This window comes from Pseudoduganella aquatica (assembly GCF_020865585.1).
Classification (GTDB): Bacteria; Pseudomonadota; Gammaproteobacteria; order Burkholderiales; family Burkholderiaceae_D; genus Rugamonas; species Rugamonas aquatica_A.
Map to the genome: position 1 here is coordinate 5,474,488 of NZ_CP086370.1, position 15,801 is coordinate 5,490,288.

A 15,801-nucleotide genomic window follows, 5' to 3' on the forward strand; every position below is an offset into this window, starting at 1 on the left:
CGCGAATTCCCCCATCTGCGCCCTTGTTATAATGGCGTATGAAAAAATTACCTCTCCTGGGCGACATCACGCCCGCGCAATTCCTGCGCGACTACTGGCACAAAAAACCATTGCTGATCCGCCAAGCGGTGCCCGGCTTCAAGCCGCTGCTGACGGTGGATGCGCTGGCCGAACTGGCCACCAAGAATTTCGTCGAATCCCGCCTGATCACCAAGCGTGACGGCGAATGGGACATGCAGCACGGCCCGATCGAAGCGATTCCCCCGCGCGACGAGAAGGAATGGACCATGCTGGTGCAAGGCGTGAACCTGTTCGACGCCCGCGCCGACGCGCTGCTGCGCCAGTTCCGCTTCATCCCCGACGCCCGCCTGGACGACCTGATGGTGAGCTTTGCCACCGACGGCGGCGGCGTCGGCCCGCACTTCGATTCCTACGACGTGTTCCTGCTGCAGGCGCAAGGCCAGCGCCGCTGGCGCATCAGCGCGCAGAAGGACCTGAGCCTGATCGAAGGCATGCCGCTGAAAATCCTGTCCAACTTCCAGTCGGAAGAGGAATTCGTGCTGGAGCCGGGCGACATGCTCTACCTGCCGCCGCACTACGCGCACGACGGCACCGCCATCGGCGACTGCCAGACCTACTCCATCGGCTTCCGCTCGCCGGCCTTCCAGGAACTGGGCGAGAACTTCCTGCAATGGATGGCGGACTCCATCGACCTGCCCGGCCGCTACGCCGATCCGGACCTGGAAGCGACCGGCAAGCCGGCCGAAATCCCGCGCCACATGCTCGACACGGTGATCGAGGAGCTGAACAAGGTGCGCTTCACCGAAGACGACATCACCATCTTCCTCGGCGAGTACCTGTCCGAGCCCAAGCACAATGTGTTCTTCACCGGCCCGGCCAAGCCGCTCACCTTCGAGCGCTTCCTGCAGGCCGCCGCCAAGAAAGGCGGCGTGGTGCTGTCGGCCAAGTCGCAAATGCTGTACCGGGGCAGCCATGTCTTCATCAACGGCGAGTCCTTCGCCGCCGGCCGCGCCGACAAGGCCGCGCTGGTGGCCCTGGCCAACGACCGCGCACTGGACGCCGCAGCCCTGGCCGACGCGTCGGACGACGTGACGGACGCGCTGTACGCCTGGTACACGGACGGCTGGCTGGAGCTGGCTTAGCTTAAACAGGAGAGCGCGCATGGAAAAGCAGATCCAGCCCTTCGATACCCGCGCGGGCTTCCAAGAGCAATTGCGGACCTGCATTTCCCGCGCCCACCTGAGCTTGCAGCTGTTCGACCCGGACTTTGCCGCCTGGCAGCTCGGCAGCAGCGAAATGGACGCCTTGCTGCGCCATTTCCTGTCCAAACACGGCAAACTGACGCTGCTGGCGCATAGCAATGCGGAACTGGAGCGCAACGCGCCCCGCTTCCAGCGCCTGCTGCGCGACTACAGCCATGCCATTGAATGCCGCCGCTCCAGCCCGGCGCTGCGCCTGCTGACCGACTCTTTCTGCATTGCCGACCAGCTACATGTGGTGCGCCGTTATCATTCAGACCACTTCCGCGGCGAAGCCGTGTATGATTCAGCAACTGACACCCAGGTCTGCGGCGAACGTTACGCGGAGATGTGGGCCGAGTCCTTGCCCGGTTTGAATGCGGACACTACTGGACTCTAGCCTCGTTCAATGTAGAATGCTGCTGTTCGACAGGTATGCCGGTAATGGCTGGCGATGCAGGCAAATGGCTGAGGAAGCAATTTATTGCGTTATCGCAAAATAGTTGCGATTTCGGCCTTCTATGCTATTGCGACGCACCAAAAATCGCTATAATATTCGGTTAGGAAGTTTCCGTTGTCTGGCAGGCACCATTTGGTACGAAAGGCCTACGAAGACGCCCTAATGAGCGATAATTACCGGTAATTATTCATCGCAACATTGTTGTTTATTTTTTGAATTAATTAAGGAAAACCCATGAAAAAATCCCTGCTGATCGCCTCCCTGCTGGCCGTTGCTCTGGCTGCTTGCTCGAAAAAAGAAGAAGCTCCTGCTGCTCCAGTAGCAACCCCAGAAGTAGCAGCTCCTGCTGCTGCTCCAGCTGCTCCAGCCGCTGACGCTGCTGCTCCAGCTGCTGTTGCTCCTGCTGCTGACGCTGCTGCTGCTGCCGCTTCGGCTGCTTCCGCTGCTGCTGCTGCCGCTTCGGCTGCTGCTTCGGCTGCTTCCGCTGCTGCTGCTCCAGCGAAGTAATCAGTCAGTTGGAAAAGAAAAACCGGCTTCGGCCGGTTTTTTTTCGTCCGCATTTTCGTCAGGACTTTTCGCTGCAATCTGCGCAGACGTAAAAAAACCGGCCGAGGCCGGTTTTTTAATGGCTGCCCAGCTTATTTCAGCTGTTCGTGCAGCAGCGCCAGGATCTTCTCGCCGGTGGCGGTGGTTTCCGGCTTGCCGTCGTTGGTCAGTACGGCCACGTCGCTGGTGGTGCCTGCGCCGGCCTTGACGGTCACGCGGTAGCGCTGCGCTTCCTTGTCCTTCTCGGACGAGCCCCAGCTGAACAGCTTGGAGAAGAAGCCCTTGCTTGCGCCGGCGTCCTGGTCCACATAGCGCACGAAGTAGATGCCGTTCACGCGGTCGCGGTCTTCCACGGTAAAGCCGGCGCGGTCCAGCGCCAGGCCCACGCGGCGCCAGGCGCGGTCGAAGCCCTCGTCCACTTCCACCATGCGGGTTTCGCCTGCGCCTTTCAGCGTGGCGTGCTGCGGCTGCACAATGGCGTTGTCCACGGCGGTGCGCGACTGGGCTTCATCCTTGCCGCCGCCCAGCTTGGTCATCAGCTTGGCAACGAACAGGGCTTCCAGGTTGGGGTCGTTCGGACGCGCGGTCCACATCGTGCTTTCCTTCTGGGCGCCGGTGATGACTTCCTCGGCGCCGCGATGGCTGATGTAGATCTCGGTGCTGCCGTCCGGCAAGCGTTCCAGGCGGGTGCGGTATTTATCGCGCTCGCCGCTCGAATACAGCGAATCGAATACCTTGCCGATGGTGTTGCGCACGAAGTCCTGCGGGATCTTGGCACGGTTTTCATTCCATTCCGTTTCCAGGATGCCGGCCTTGGGTTCGTTCAGGGCCAGCGTGAAGCCGGACTCTTCCCAGAAATTCTTCAGCTGCGGCCACAGCTGCTCAGGCGTCTGCTTGACCACCAGCCAGCGCTGGTTACCCGCGCGCATGACTTTAACGCTGTCGGTGCCGGTCGAAGCCACCTGGTTGCTGCCGCCCGCCGGCGCGGCCACGCCCGTGCCGCCGGCGGCGCGCTGGGCCTGGTAGCCGGACGCCGTGGCCACGCCGCGGTTGCTATCCGGCAGAGAATAGCGGTTATCGGTCTGCAACTGCGTCAAATCAGGCGGCACGTCCAGCGTGCTGGCTTTCTTGGCGGACTTGTAATCAACCTTGTCATTGCCGATAACCGAACTGATCATGCCGCAACCGGTCAGGCTGACGGCCATGGCGGCGATGGCGGTAAGGGATGCTGTCTTGCGAATAGTCATGTTTTACTGGAAAGGAAAGTCCCGCCGGGAGCGGGGCTTAGTTGATCAGGCCGGCTTCGCGCAGCGCGCCGCGCACGGTCTCATGGTACTCGGCTGCCAGCGGCACCAGCGGCAGGCGTATGCCGGCGGGCATCATGCCCATCTCGGCCAGCGCCCACTTCACAGGCACCGGATTGGGCTCGACGAACAGTTTCTGGTGCAGCGGGAAGACCTTGTTGTTGATCTCGATGGCCTTGGCGATGTCGCCGGCCATGGCGGCCTTGCACATTTCATGCATGGCGCGCGGCGCCACGTTGGCGGTCACGGAGATATTGCCTTTGCCGCCGGCCAGCATCAGGGCCACGGCGGTGGGGTCGTCGCCGGAGAAAACGGCGAAGTCCTTCGGCGCCAGGCGCAGCAAGTCCAGGCCGCGGCCGATATTGCCGGTCGCGTCTTTCACGCCGATGATGTTCTTGATGGCGGCCAGGCGCACGATGGTCTCGTTCGACATGTCCGCCACGGTGCGGCCCGGTACGTTGTACAGGATCACAGGAATGTCCACTGCTTCGGCGATGGCCTTGAAGTGCTGATACATGCCTTCCTGGGTAGGACGGTTGTAGTACGGCACCACTTGCAGCACGGCGTCCGCGCCCGCTTCCTTGGCGTAGCGGGTCAGTTCGATCGCCTCGGCGGTCGAATTGCCGCCGGCGCCGGCGATGATGGGGATACGGCCCTTGGCGTGCTCCACGGTGGCCTTGACCAGGGCGCAGTGCTCATCAACGTTGACGGTGGCCGATTCGCCGGTGGTGCCCACGATGACTATGCCATCCGTACCTTCGGCAATGTGCCAATCGATCAGCTTGTTCAAACCCGGATAGTCCAGACTGCCGTCTGCGTGCATCGGGGTGACAATTGCTACTATGCTGCCCTTAATCATAGTTAACCAAAACAGTAAGATATTAAAACAACGATTGTAGACGATAGGCCGGGTCTGTGGTGCTTCCCGGCGCAGTATCGCATATTAAAAATACGATTAAAACGGCGGCAAGAGTGCCGCAACGCGCGGGAATTCCGCTTTCACCGCGCAGATGCGCTGCACCAGTGCAGGTTTTGGCGTCTCCACCAGCCCGTCTTCAAAGGCGATCACGCGCAATTCGTGCTTGGCCGCCCAGGCCAGCAATTCGCCCGGCGCCAGCAGGAAATCCGGATTGGACGGCTTGCCGAACTGCGCATTCCCCTCCGAAAACGTCTCGTACAGCAGCACGCCATTCGGGGCCAGGCTGGCCAGCATGTCCGCAATTAGCGGCCGATGCAAGTAATTTGTGACCACGATGCCGGCAAAACGGCCCGGGCCGAAAGGCCAGACCGCGCCGTCCGCTTCCAGGTCGATCTGGGAAGTCACGATGCCGTCGCCGGTGACGGCGGCCAGCGCATCGGCGTTCTGGTCCACCGCCACCACCGAGTGGCCCAGGGCCACCATATGGCGCGCATGGCGGCCGGTGCCGCAGGCCAGGTCCAGCACTTCGCCGCCCGGCACCAGGGGGCGAATCGTTTGATCCAGGGTGAAATTTCGTCGTTCATGTATATGACAGTCCCATTGCTTCGCGCACATCGCGCATCGTTTCCTGAGCCAGCTTGCGCGCCACGTCGTTGCCGTCCGCCACGATGGCGCGCACCAGCGTGGGGTCATCCAGATAGGGCTGGGCGCGCTCGTGCATAGGCTCCTGTTCCTTGATTATGGCGTCGATCACCGGCTGCTTGCACTCTATGCAGCCGATGCCGGCCGAGCGGCAGCCCTTCACTACCCATTCCTGGGTGGCGTTGTCCGAATAGACCTGGTGGAACTGCCACACCGGGCAGCGCGCCGGATCGCCTGCGTCGCTGCGGCGCACGCGGGCCGGATCGGTGGGCATGGTGCGCACTTTCTTGGTCACCGCGTCCTTGTCCTCGCGCAGCGCGATGGTGTTGCCGTAGCTCTTGGACATCTTGCGCCCGTCCAGTCCCGGCAGGCGGGAAGATGCCGTCAGCCTGGCTTGCGGCTCCACCAGGATCAGCTTGCGGCTGCCCTCCAGGTAGCCGAACAGGCGCTCGCGGTCTATCATCGACAGGCTGTGGGCGTCGTCCAGCATGGCCTTGGCCTGCTCCAGCGCTTCTCCGTCGCCGTCCTGCTGGAATTGCGTGCGCAGTTCGTTGTACAGCTTGGCGCGCTTGCTGCCCAGCTTCTTCACCGCGTCCTGCGCTTTCTGCTCGAAACCCTTCTCTTTGCCGTACAAATGATTAAAACGGCGCGCAATTTCGCGCATCATTTCTATGTGCGGCAGCTGGTCCTCGCCGACCGGCACCTCGGACGCGCGGTAGATCAGCACGTCGGCCGCCTGCAGCAGCGGATAGCCGAGGAAGCCGTACGTTGCGAGGTCTTTATTGGACAGATTCTCGATCTGGTCCTTATACGTGGGCACCCGCTCCAGCCAGCCCAGCGGCGTGGCCATGGACAGCAGCAGATGCAGCTCGGCGTGTTCCGGCACGCGCGACTGGATGAACAGCGTGGCCTGCGAGGGATTCACCCCGGCCGCCAGCCAGTCCACCAGCATGTCCCAGGTGCTGCGCTCGATCAGCTCCGGGTCGTCGTAATGGGTGGTCAGCGCGTGCCAGTCGGCCACAAAGAACAGGCAAGGCTGCTGGGCCTGCATCTTGATCCAGTTGGCCAGCGCACCGTGGTAGTGGCCCAGGTGCATAGCCCCAGTGGGGCGCATGCCGGAGACGACGCGGTCGGGATACATGGTATTTAATTCAGCAAAAAGGCCAGCGGCTGCACCAGCATGATGAACAGCGAGTGGCAGGCTTGCACCATGACGGCCAGCACGGGGCTGAGGATGCCGGTGTACATCAGCACCAGCAGGCCGATGAACACATACGGGCCGTAGCATTCGATTTTGGCGAATTTATAGGCCAGCGCGTCCGGCAGCAGCGCGGTCAGGATGCGGCCGCCGTCCAGCGGTGGCACCGGGATCAGGTTGAACACGCACATGACGGCGTTGGTCAGCATGCCGGCCTTGCCCATTTCAATCAGGAAGGGCTCGCTCACATCCAGGCGGTACATCAGCAGCAGCGCGATGGTCCAGCCCAGGCCCATGACGAAGTTGGCGGCCGGGCCGGCGGCGGCCACGAAACCCATCTGCTTTTTCGGATTGCGCAGGCGGCTGTAGTCCACCGGCACCGGCTTGGCGTAGCCAAACGCCATGTGCAGCGGGCTCAGCGCCAGCATAATGGGCAGCAGCACGGTGCCGAACCAGTCGATATGGTGGATGGGATTCAGGCTCAGCCGGCCCTGCTGCTCGGCCGTGGTGTCGCCGAAATAGCGCGCCACATAGCCGTGGGCAGCTTCATGCAGGGAGATGGCAAACAGAACAGGAATCGCGTAGACGGCAATGGTCTGTATTACTTGGTTGAAATCGGTCATGGGTAAATTCTACCAGAGCGGGATGGCCGGCCCGGCGAGTGAGGGGTTGGGGGATGGCGGCGCCTACAGGCCCAGCACGGCGGGGTCGCCCCGGCCCTGGCGCACCAGCTCCGGTTCCGGGCCGCTCAGGTCGATCACCGTGGTCGGCTCGAAGCTGCATGCGCCGCCGTCGATAATCAGGTCGACCTGCTTTTCCAGGCGCTCGCGCACGATGTCCGGATCGGTCAGCGGCTGGTCGTCGCCCGGCAGTATCAGCGTGGTGCCCAGCAGCGGCTGCTGCAGCTCGGCCAGCAGCATCTCGACGATGCAGTTCTCCGGCACGCGCAGGCCTATGGTCTTGCGCGAAGGATGGCTGAGGCGGCGCGGCACGCAGCGGGTCGCCTCCAGGATAAAGGTGAACGGCCCCGGCGTGGCCGCCTTGAGCAGGCGGAACTGCTTGTTGTCCACGCGGGCGTAGACGCCGATCTCGCTCAGGTCGCGGCACAGCAGCGTCAGGTGGTGCTTCTCGTCGATGCCGCGGATGCGGCGCAGGCGTTCGACCGCGCTTTTATCGTCCAGATGGCACACCAGCGCGTAGCAGGAATCCGTCGGCAGCGCGACAATGCCGCCCCCGTGGATGATCTGCGCGGCCTGCTTGATCAGGCGCAGCTGCGGGTTGACCGGATGGATCTGGAAATATTGGCTCATGGGCTAGGCTCAGCGCGGCAGCTGCTGCAGAGCCGCGATGCGCTGTTCCATCGGCGGGTGGGTGGAAAACAGCGCCGACCAGCCGCCGCCGCCGGTAATGCCGGAGGCCGCCATATTCTGCGGCAGCGCGCCTGGCTCCAGGCCGCCCAGGCGGGCCAGCGCGTGCTGCATCGGCACGCTGCTGCCCAGCAGCTTGGCCGAGCCGGCGTCGGCGCGGAATTCGCGCTGGCGCGAGAACCAGGCCACGATGATGGAAGCCAGCAGGCCGAATACGATTTCGCACACGAACACGGTGACCATATAGCCGATGCCGTTGCCGCTGCTGCGCTGGTCGTCCTTGCTGCGCAGCATATTGTCGACAAAGAAGCCGACTATGCGCGCCAGGAACACCACGAAGGTATTCACCACGCCCTGGATCAGCGTCATGGTGACCATGTCGCCGTTGGCGATGTGGGCCACTTCATGGCCCAGCACGGCTTCCACTTCGTCGCGGTTCATCGACTGCAGCAGGCCGGTGGACACGGCCACCAGGGCCGAGTTCTTGAAGGCGCCGGTGGCGAAGGCGTTTGGCTCGCCGTCGTACACGGCCACTTCCGGCATGCCGATGCCGGCGCGCTCGGCCAGCTGGCGCACGGTGGCCACCAGCCATTGCTCGGTGGAGTTGGCCGGCGCGTCGATGACGCGCGCGCCGGTGCTCCACTTGGCCATGGGCTTGCTGATCAGCAACGAAATAATGGAACCGGTGAAGCCCACCACCAGCGAAAACGCCAGCAGGCTGCCCAGCTGCAGCTGCCCGCCCGCCGTTGGACGGCCTATGCCCAGCAGCGACAGCACCAGCGACAACACCAGCATCACGGCCAGATTGGTGGCGATAAAGAGGACGATACGTTTCATATTGCTTTGCTCCGCAGAGTTATCCGAGCATAAGATATGGCCGGATAGCTGGAATTACAAGTCCGCTTACAACTAGAATCAGAACCAGTCGTGCCAGACGGGCGTTACATTGCCCGGCAGCGGCGGCAGCAGCTTGAAGTCCACCCGGGCCTCGCCGGGCGCATGGAAATCGGTGCCGCGCGAGGCCAGGAAGCCGTAGCCATTGGCCAGGCGCGCATATTCCGGATACTGGTCCGGCGTATGGCTGCCGGTCACCACCTCGATGGCGGCGCCGCCCAGCTGCTTGAACTGGTCGAACAGCGCGCCCTGCGCGGTGTCGCTGAACTTGTAGCGGCCCGGGTGGGCGATGACGGCAATGCCGCCCGCGCCGCGTATCCACTGCACCGACTGCTCCAGGGTGGCCCAGCGGTGCTCCACGTAGCCGGGCTTGCCTTCGCACAGGTATTTCTTGAACACTTCCGAGGTATTGCGGCAGGCGCCGATTTCCACGATGTAGCGCGCGAAGTGGGTGCGCGACATCAGGTTCGGGTTGGACACGTATTTCAGCGCGCCCTCGTAGGCGTCCGGAATGCCGGCCTTGGCCAGCTGGGCGGCGATTTCGCGGCCGCGGTTGTCGCGGCCCGAGCGGGTTGCTTCCAGTCCCTGCACCAGGGCCGCGTTGTTCTCGTCGATCTGCAGGCCAACGATGTGCACCGTCTCGTTGGCCCAGGTGATGGAGATTTCCACGCCCGTCACAAAGCGCATGCCCTGCTCGGCGGCGGCGGCGCGGGCGGCCGGGATGCCGCCCACCTCATCGTGATCGGTCAGCGCCCACACGTCCACACCGGCCTGGCGCGCCACCATGGCGACCTTGGCCGGCGGCAGCACGCCGTCGGAAACATTGGAATGGCAATGCAAATCTACATTCATACGGACAGGATTGTTTACGGTAATAGAAACCCCATTGTACGCTGCGTTGGCGGGTTACGGCTCTGCCTAACCCGCCCTGCGTTCGGCGCAGGCTGTAGGGCGGGTTAGCGCGGAGCGCGTAACCCGCCGATCAGGCCAGGAACTCCTCCAGCATGGCGGCGAGCTGTTCCGGCTGGTCGTGGTGCAGCATGTGGCCGGCGTTGTCCATCATCTTCGCGGTGACGTTGGCCAGGTGGCCCAGGCGGCGGTCAATTTCCACGCGCGCTTCCTCCTTCGGCCCCATCCACAGCCACATATTGGTGTGCTCGGCCTCCACCCACAGCACCGGCGCGGTGATCGCGCGCCAGCAGGCCATCACTTCCTCCACGTGGTACAGCAGCGGGTTGATGCGCTTGTGCGCCGGGTCGCCCAGGATTTCCCACTCGCCCTTGTCGTTCTGCCCCGCCCAGTGGCCGGCCAGGAAGGCGGCGCGCGCGTCGGACAGGCGCGGATTGGTCTTCTGCAGCCGCTTGGCCACTTCCGCCAGGTCGGCGTAGCCGCGCATTTCCTGCGGCTCCAGCAGCTCGTCCATCCACTTGGCGTAGCGGCCCGGCGCCTGGTCCGGCGTGGTGGTCTTCATGCCGAAGCCCTCCAGGTTAATCAAGCGGCGGATGCGCTCGGGCCGCGCGCCCGCGTACAGGCCCACCACATTGCCGCCCATGCTGTGGCCCAGCAGGTTGACCGGGCTGTCCGGCTGGTAGTGGCGCAGGATGGCGTCCAGGTCGCCCAGGTAGTCCACAAACCAGTAAGTGTCCACGCGCGGGCGCTCGGTCAGGCCGAAGCCGCGCCAGTCCGGCGCGATCACGTGCCAGTCGCCCTGCAGCGCGTCCACCACGAACTGGAAGGAGGCGGACACATCCATCCAGCCGTGCACCATGAAGATCTTGGGCGCCCCTTCCCTGCCCCAGTGGCGGATATGGGTGCGGTTGCCGCGTACATTGATGAATTCGGATCGGGAAGATTTCATGGTAAGTGCAGCCTTGAAAGTAGCGCGGCGAGCGCAATATGGGTGCCTTGGACGGGCGCAAGCCCTGATAATAGCACGATCGTTCGCAAAGCCGGCAGCGAGCCGGGCCCCGGCAGGCGTAAAATAGCGCCATTCCACCGTTTCCACAAATATATACTTTGGGCCTTCCATGACCATCTACCAGTTGGGCGAACACGCGCCCGAGATCGATGCATCCGCCTTCGTTGCCGATACGGCAACCCTGATCGGCAAAGTCACGCTGCACGCCAACGCCTCGGTATGGTACGGCACCACCATACGCGGCGACAACGAGCGCATCACCATCGGCGAGAACAGCAATGTGCAGGAAAACACCGTGATGCATACCGACATGGGCTTCCCGCTCACCCTGGGCAAGAACGTCACTGTGGGCCACCAGGCCATGCTGCACGGCTGCACCGTGGGCGACGGCTCGCTGGTCGGCATCGGTGCGGTGATACTGAACGGCGCCAAGATCGGCAAGGGCTGCCTGGTGGGCGCCGGCGCGCTGGTGACCGAGGGCAAGGAATTCCCCGACAACCAGCTCATCATCGGCGCCCCGGCCAAGGCCGTGCGCACGCTGACGGCAGAAGACGCGGCCAAGCTGCTGGGCGCCGCCGACGGCTATGTGAAGCGCGGCCTGCAGTACAAGACGCAACTCAAGAAAATAGGATAAATAATGAGCACTACCCCCGATCTGGCCGCTGGCCAGGACACGCTGCAGAAATTCATCTTCGACAACGCTTCCGTGCGCGGCGAGCTGATCGACATTTCCGCCACCTGGCGCGAAGTGCAGGCGCGCCACGCCTACCCGGCGCCGGTCAAGCGCGTGCTGGGCGAGATGGTGGCCGCTGCGGCGCTGCTGTCGGCCAACCTGAAGTTCAACGGCTCCATCATCATGCAAATCCATGGTGACGGCCCGGTGCGCCTGCTGGTGGTGGAATGCGACGCCGACCTGCGCGTGCGCGCCACGGCCAAGCTGAACCCGGACCTCGAAGTGCCTGACGACGCGGGCGTGATGCAGCTGCTGAACGCGCACGGCAAGGGCCGCTTCATCATCACGCTCGACCCGGCCGACAAGATGCCGGGCCAGCAGCCTTACCAGGGCATCGTGCCGCTGGACGGCGACGACGTGGCCACCGTCATCGAAAACTATATGCAGCGCTCGGAACAGCTGGACACCAAGCTGTGGCTGGCGGCCGACGACCAGGTGTCGCGCGGCATGCTGCTGCAGAAGCTGCCCCACCACGGCGGCAAGGCCGAAGCGGCGCAGCTGTCGCAGGAAGAAGCGCTGGAGACCTGGAACCGCGCCGTCATCCTGGGCTCGACGCTGAAGCAGGAAGAGATCCTCGGCACCACCATCGACGTGCTGCTGCAGCGCCTGTTCTGGGAAGAGACCATCCGCGTCTTCGACCCGGTGCATCCGTCCTTCCACTGCAGCTGCACCCGCGAAAAAGTGGGCAATATGCTGAAGATGCTGGGCCAGGAGGAAGTGGAAGGCGTGCTCGATGAGCAAGGCACCGTCGCCATCAACTGCGATTTCTGCGGCCAGCACTACGAGTACGACAAGGTCGACTGCGCCCAGCTGTTCGTCACCAGCGCCCCCGCCGAAGTGCTGATGCACGCCAGCGAAGCCAAGCACTAAGCTGCGCATTGGCGGGTTACGCCGGCTTGCGCCGGCTAACCCGCCCTACGGGGCGCTTGGCCGCGCCCTCCCGCCTGATTCATCAAATCGTCATCCTCCCGTCATGCCGCCGTCATACCGGCTGGTTACGCTGCGCGTCGTTTGCATTTCTCCCAATGTTTCCAACGACAGGCTCATGATGAACAAGACTCTCCTCGCTTCCGCCATCTGCATGGCATTCTCCTTCCCTGCCATGGCAGCCGAACCGGAGGCGCCGGCGGCGCCCGACAGCGGCAGCGAAATGGCCGCAGCCGTGGCCGGCCCTGTCGCCACGGTGGAAGTGGCTTCGCGAAAAACCCGCTCGTCGGTGGCGATGACGAAGAACGACATGCAGAAAATCCTGCCCGGCATTAACCCGCTGAAGGCCTTGCAGGCGCTGCCCGGCGTGAGCTTCCAGACCGCCGACCCGTGGGGCAACAACGAACAGAACCTGTCGCTGTTCGTGCACGGTTTCAGCGGCCAGCAGCTGGGCTACACCATGGACGGCGTGCCGCTGGGCGACCAGCAGTACGGCAACTACAACGGCCTGTCGCCGCAGCGCGCCGTCATCAGCGAGAACGTGCGCAGCGTGATCCTGTCGTCCGGCGCGGGCGACCTGGCCACCGCCTCCACCAGCAACCTGGGCGGCACCATCGAGACCTTCTCCAGCGACCCGCTGGCCGCGCGCGGCGCCAGCGTGCAGCAGACCCTGGGCAGCTACCGCACCTCGCGCACCTATGCGCGCTTCGACACCGGCACCTTCGGCGGCGGCAACAGCGCCACCATCTCGGCCGCGCACCAGAAGCAGCGCGCGTGGGACTTCAACGGCAAGCAGGGCGGCGACCAGGTCAACGCCAAGTTCGTCAACCAGAGCGAAGCCGGCAAGCTGACCCTGTACTTCGCGTACTCGGACAAGATCGAGCCGAACGAGGACAGCACCGTGCACGTGGCGGGCGAAACCAGCGCGCCCTACACCCGTCCCTTCACCTACCCCGACTTCGCCTACGCGCTGAGCTACCTGTCGCCCACGGGCGGCACGCCTGCGGCGGATGGCAACAACTACCGCAACTACTACAGCGACGCGCAACGCAAGGACTACCTGGGCTACGCCAAGTTCGACTGGCGCCTGGGCGAGTCCACCACCTGGAGCAACCAGGTCTACCACCACGACGACGACGGCGTGGGCGTGGTGGCCGGTCCCATCGGCGTGGCGGGTCTGCCTGCGCTGTTCGCGGTGTACTACCCGAACCAGAACCTGAAACAAGTCTTCGGCGGCTCCGGCTACGCCACCCGCACCACCGAATACGACATCAACCGCAGCGGCTTCCTGTCCACGCTGCGCAGCGAGTTCGGCAACCACACCGTGCAGGGCGGCCTTTGGTATGAGCACAACAAGTCCTCGGCCTACCGCCGCTGGTACGCGCTGGACGTGAACAACCCTAGCTCGCCATACGACCGCCCCTCGAATCCGCTGATCACGCAATACGGCAGCACCATAGACAACAAGGTCATCCAGCTGCACCTGCAGGACGAATGGCGCATGCGCGACGACCTGGTGCTGCAGGCCGGCTTCAAATCGAGCCTGCAGGACGCGGACGGCCAGTTCCCGGTGCAGCCCAAGCTGGGCGCCATCGCAGGCGGCTCCAAGGCGCTGCCGGTCGGCCAGATCGAGACCAAAAAATGGTTCCTGCCGCAGATCGGCGGCCGCTGGGACATCACCGCGCAGGACCAGGCCTTCTTCAACGTGCAGAAAAACATGCGCCAGTTCGTCACCTACGGCGGCGGCGGCGCGTCGCCATGGTCGCTGGCCAGCCAGCAGGCGTTCGACCTGTTCAAGTCCACCGCCAAGCCTGAAACCTCGATCACCTACGAGGCCGGCCTGCGCAGCAACCACCAGCTGGACTGGGGCATGCTCAAGGCCTTCGACGGCCAGGTCAATGTGTACCACGTGGACTTCAAGAACCGCCTGCTGCAGATCAGCCCTACTCCGGTGATCTCGGCCATCATAGGCGGCAATCCGGTGCTGGCCAACGTGGGCAGCGTGAAGATCGACGGCATCGACTTGTCGGGCACCCTGCACTTCGGACGCGGCTTCTCGCTGTACAACGCGCTGTCCTACAACCGCTCCACCTACGAGGACAACTACAGCAACGGCGCCACCGTGGTGCCGACCGCAGGCAAGACCGTGCCGGGCAATCCGCAGTGGATGAATAAATTCGTCGCCACCATGACGGTGGCCGACACCGAGTTCCAGCTCAGCGGCGACTACGTGGGCAAGCGCTACGCCACCTACACCAATGACCTGTCGGTGCCGAGCTACTTCCTGCTGGGCCTGGGCGTATCCGGCCAGCTGCCATTCCTGAACGGCGGCCTGGTGAAGAACGCGCGCTACCGCGTCAACGTGAGCAACCTGGCGGACCGCATGGGCAGCCTGAACGTGGTGGTGGGCGCGGCGGACAAGACCTACAACACCTTCCCTATCGCCCCGCGCCAGGCTTTCGTTACCGTGATGGCGGACTTCTGATGGACACCATCCTCACTGCGCGCCGCCTGCTGTCGCGGCGCGGCTTTATCGGCAGTGTGGCCGCCGCCGGCGGCAGCGCGCTGCTGGCGCCCGCAGCCTTTGCCGCCGGCGGTGCGGGCGCAGGCGGCGGCGTGAAGCCGCTGGTGTTCGCCCATCGCGGCGCGAGCGCGCTGCGGCCGGAGCACACGCTGGCGTCCTACGCCAAAGCGATTGCGGACGGCGCGGACTACGTGGAGCCGGACCTGGTCTGCACCAGGGACGGCATTCTGGTGGCGCGCCACGACGCCTTCCTGAACGAGACCACCGACGTGGCCAGGCGCCCCGAATTCGCCAGCCGCCGCGCGCGCAAGACCATCGATGGCCAGACGCATGAGGGCTGGTTCGTGGACGACTTTACGCTGGCCGAGATCAAGACGCTGCGCGCCGTCGAGCGCATCCCCGAATCGCGCCCCGGCAGCGCGCAGTTCGACGGCATGTTCCAGGTGGTGACGTTCGAGGAGATCATCGACTTCGTGGCGGCGCAATCGGCCGCTGCCGGCCGCGTGATCGGCCTGGTGCCCGAGCTGAAAAGCTCGGCCTACTTTGCCAGCGCGGGGCTGCCGCTGGAAGAACGTTTCTTCGCCACGCTGGCCGCGCACGACTACACGCGCCGCCATCCGGTGGAGATCCAGTCTTTCGAAGTGGCCAATCTGAAGTATGTGCGCGACAAGCTGGGACGCCGCGCCAACATCCGCCTGATGCAGCTGGTGGGCGCCCCCACGCAGCGTCCGGCGGACGTGGCGGCGGCCAACGGCGCCCTTACCTACGGGCAGATGTGCACGCCCGCCGGGTTGAAGGCGATCGCCGCGTATGCGGATGTGGTGGCGCCGCCGACGCGCATGCTGATACCGCTGAAGCAGGATGGTTTCCTGGCCGAGCCGACTCCGCTGGCGGCCGATGGCCGCGCAGCGGGCCTGCGCGTGGAGACATGGACCTTCCGTCCGGAGAACCGCTTCCTGGCCGCAGACTTCCGCAGCAGCGCAGGCGAGCATGCGCGCAATCCGGCCGGTTCGGTGGCCGAGATCAAGCGCTATCTGAAGCTGGAGCTGGACGGGTTCTTCACCGACGACCCGGCACTGGGCAGGGCCGCCGTCGACGGCTGAGCAACGG

General features: G+C 64.2%; 15 protein-coding genes and 1 pseudogene. 7 read left to right on the forward strand and 9 right to left on the reverse strand.

The annotated features are described in order from the left end of the window. The first annotated feature begins 38 nt into the window (after window positions 1–38). From KT882_RS24450 to KT882_RS24460, 3 genes are all read left to right on the forward strand, one after another. Entirely contained in the window at window positions 39–1,163 is a 1,125-nt protein-coding gene (locus tag KT882_RS24450; RefSeq protein WP_228893527.1) for a JmjC domain-containing protein, read from the forward strand. 19 nt (window positions 1,164–1,182) lie between these two features. Further along, window positions 1,183–1,659, forward strand: coding sequence for a DUF7931 domain-containing protein (locus tag KT882_RS24455; RefSeq protein WP_228893528.1), 477 nt, complete (start codon window positions 1,183–1,185; stop codon window positions 1,657–1,659). Window positions 1,660–1,953: 294 nt separating this feature from the next. Further along, window positions 1,954–2,226: a hypothetical protein gene (locus KT882_RS24460; RefSeq protein ID WP_161072705.1), complete on the forward strand. Its 273-nt coding sequence runs from the start codon at window positions 1,954–1,956 to the stop codon at window positions 2,224–2,226. A 131-nt stretch (window positions 2,227–2,357) separates the two neighbouring features. Here the strand turns inward: KT882_RS24460 and bamC are convergent, their stop codons facing one another. The 9 genes and pseudogenes from bamC to KT882_RS24505 all read right to left on the reverse strand — a co-directional run bounded on the left by bamC (window position 2,358) and on the right by KT882_RS24505 (window position 10,447). Then, on the reverse strand, window positions 2,358–3,512 hold the full coding sequence (gene bamC, locus KT882_RS24465) for an outer membrane protein assembly factor BamC (RefSeq protein WP_228893529.1): 1,155 nt from the start codon (window positions 3,510–3,512) through the stop codon (window positions 2,358–2,360). Between the two features lie 37 nt (window positions 3,513–3,549). Beyond that, window positions 3,550–4,428, reverse strand: a complete 879-nt coding sequence (gene dapA / locus KT882_RS24470) for a 4-hydroxy-tetrahydrodipicolinate synthase (protein WP_161072707.1) — start codon at window positions 4,426–4,428, stop codon at window positions 3,550–3,552. A gap of 96 nt (window positions 4,429–4,524) precedes the next feature. Continuing rightward, window positions 4,525–5,072: pseudogene (locus KT882_RS24475) on the reverse strand (class I SAM-dependent methyltransferase). Continuing rightward, on the reverse strand, window positions 5,069–6,271 hold the full coding sequence (locus KT882_RS24480) for a tryptophan--tRNA ligase (RefSeq protein WP_228893530.1): 1,203 nt from the start codon (window positions 6,269–6,271) through the stop codon (window positions 5,069–5,071). Before KT882_RS24480 ends, KT882_RS24475 begins: the two are co-directional and overlap by 4 nt. Before the next feature lie 5 nt (window positions 6,272–6,276). Beyond that, window positions 6,277–6,951, reverse strand: coding sequence for a site-2 protease family protein (locus tag KT882_RS24485; RefSeq protein ID WP_228893531.1), 675 nt, complete (start codon window positions 6,949–6,951; stop codon window positions 6,277–6,279). Window positions 6,952–7,014: 63 nt separating this feature from the next. Next, window positions 7,015–7,638 carry an L-threonylcarbamoyladenylate synthase gene (locus tag KT882_RS24490; protein ID WP_228893532.1) on the reverse strand — a complete coding sequence of 208 codons (624 nt, stop codon included), beginning with the start codon at window positions 7,636–7,638 and terminating at the stop codon, window positions 7,015–7,017. A gap of 9 nt (window positions 7,639–7,647) precedes the next feature. Next, window positions 7,648–8,532: a protease HtpX gene (gene htpX, locus KT882_RS24495; protein ID WP_228893533.1), complete on the reverse strand. Its 885-nt coding sequence runs from the start codon at window positions 8,530–8,532 to the stop codon at window positions 7,648–7,650. A gap of 78 nt (window positions 8,533–8,610) precedes the next feature. After that, complete coding sequence (locus KT882_RS24500) at window positions 8,611–9,441, reverse strand: 3',5'-nucleoside bisphosphate phosphatase (protein ID WP_228893534.1); 831 nt, start codon at window positions 9,439–9,441, stop codon at window positions 8,611–8,613. Window positions 9,442–9,571: 130 nt separating this feature from the next. After that, the gene (locus KT882_RS24505) at window positions 9,572–10,447 is read right to left on the reverse strand and encodes an alpha/beta fold hydrolase (RefSeq protein ID WP_228893535.1); all 876 of its coding nucleotides are present in this window, start codon (window positions 10,445–10,447) and stop codon (window positions 9,572–9,574) included. A gap of 169 nt (window positions 10,448–10,616) precedes the next feature. Here KT882_RS24505 and KT882_RS24510 point away from each other — a divergent pair, with 169 nt between their 5' ends. The 4 genes from KT882_RS24510 to KT882_RS24525 all read left to right on the forward strand — a co-directional run bounded on the left by KT882_RS24510 (window position 10,617) and on the right by KT882_RS24525 (window position 15,794). Next, window positions 10,617–11,141, forward strand: a complete 525-nt coding sequence (locus KT882_RS24510) for a gamma carbonic anhydrase family protein (RefSeq protein WP_161072715.1) — start codon at window positions 10,617–10,619, stop codon at window positions 11,139–11,141. Between the two features lie 3 nt (window positions 11,142–11,144). Further along, on the forward strand, window positions 11,145–12,110 hold the full coding sequence (hslO, locus tag KT882_RS24515) for an Hsp33 family molecular chaperone HslO (protein WP_228893536.1): 966 nt from the start codon (window positions 11,145–11,147) through the stop codon (window positions 12,108–12,110). A gap of 175 nt (window positions 12,111–12,285) precedes the next feature. Then, window positions 12,286–14,652, forward strand: a complete 2,367-nt coding sequence (locus KT882_RS24520; protein ID WP_228893537.1) for a TonB-dependent receptor — start codon at window positions 12,286–12,288, stop codon at window positions 14,650–14,652. Beyond that, window positions 14,652–15,794, forward strand: coding sequence for a glycerophosphodiester phosphodiesterase family protein (locus KT882_RS24525; protein WP_228893538.1), 1,143 nt, complete (start codon window positions 14,652–14,654; stop codon window positions 15,792–15,794). Before KT882_RS24520 ends, KT882_RS24525 begins: the two co-directional genes overlap by 1 nt. The last annotated feature ends 7 nt before the right edge of the window (window positions 15,795–15,801 follow it).

Coding starts and splice junctions, on each gene's coding strand:
- KT882_RS24525 (WP_228893538.1), top strand. CDS start 14,652: ATGGACACCATCCTCACTGCGCGCCGCCTGCTGTCGCGGCGCGGCTTT.
- bamC (WP_228893529.1), bottom strand. CDS start 3,512: ATGACTATTCGCAAGACAGCATCCCTTACCGCCATCGCCGCCATGGCC.
- KT882_RS24480 (WP_228893530.1), bottom strand. CDS start 6,271: ATGTATCCCGACCGCGTCGTCTCCGGCATGCGCCCCACTGGGGCTATG.
- KT882_RS24450 (WP_228893527.1), top strand. CDS start 39: ATGAAAAAATTACCTCTCCTGGGCGACATCACGCCCGCGCAATTCCTG.
- hslO (WP_228893536.1), top strand. CDS start 11,145: ATGAGCACTACCCCCGATCTGGCCGCTGGCCAGGACACGCTGCAGAAA.
- KT882_RS24520 (WP_228893537.1), top strand. CDS start 12,286: ATGATGAACAAGACTCTCCTCGCTTCCGCCATCTGCATGGCATTCTCC.
- KT882_RS24490 (WP_228893532.1), bottom strand. CDS start 7,638: ATGAGCCAATATTTCCAGATCCATCCGGTCAACCCGCAGCTGCGCCTG.
- KT882_RS24505 (WP_228893535.1), bottom strand. CDS start 10,447: ATGAAATCTTCCCGATCCGAATTCATCAATGTACGCGGCAACCGCACC.
- KT882_RS24455 (WP_228893528.1), top strand. CDS start 1,183: ATGGAAAAGCAGATCCAGCCCTTCGATACCCGCGCGGGCTTCCAAGAG.
- KT882_RS24460 (WP_161072705.1), top strand. CDS start 1,954: ATGAAAAAATCCCTGCTGATCGCCTCCCTGCTGGCCGTTGCTCTGGCT.
- KT882_RS24510 (WP_161072715.1), top strand. CDS start 10,617: ATGACCATCTACCAGTTGGGCGAACACGCGCCCGAGATCGATGCATCC.
- htpX (WP_228893533.1), bottom strand. CDS start 8,532: ATGAAACGTATCGTCCTCTTTATCGCCACCAATCTGGCCGTGATGCTG.
- KT882_RS24500 (WP_228893534.1), bottom strand. CDS start 9,441: ATGAATGTAGATTTGCATTGCCATTCCAATGTTTCCGACGGCGTGCTG.
- KT882_RS24485 (WP_228893531.1), bottom strand. CDS start 6,951: ATGACCGATTTCAACCAAGTAATACAGACCATTGCCGTCTACGCGATT.
- dapA (WP_161072707.1), bottom strand. CDS start 4,428: ATGATTAAGGGCAGCATAGTAGCAATTGTCACCCCGATGCACGCAGAC.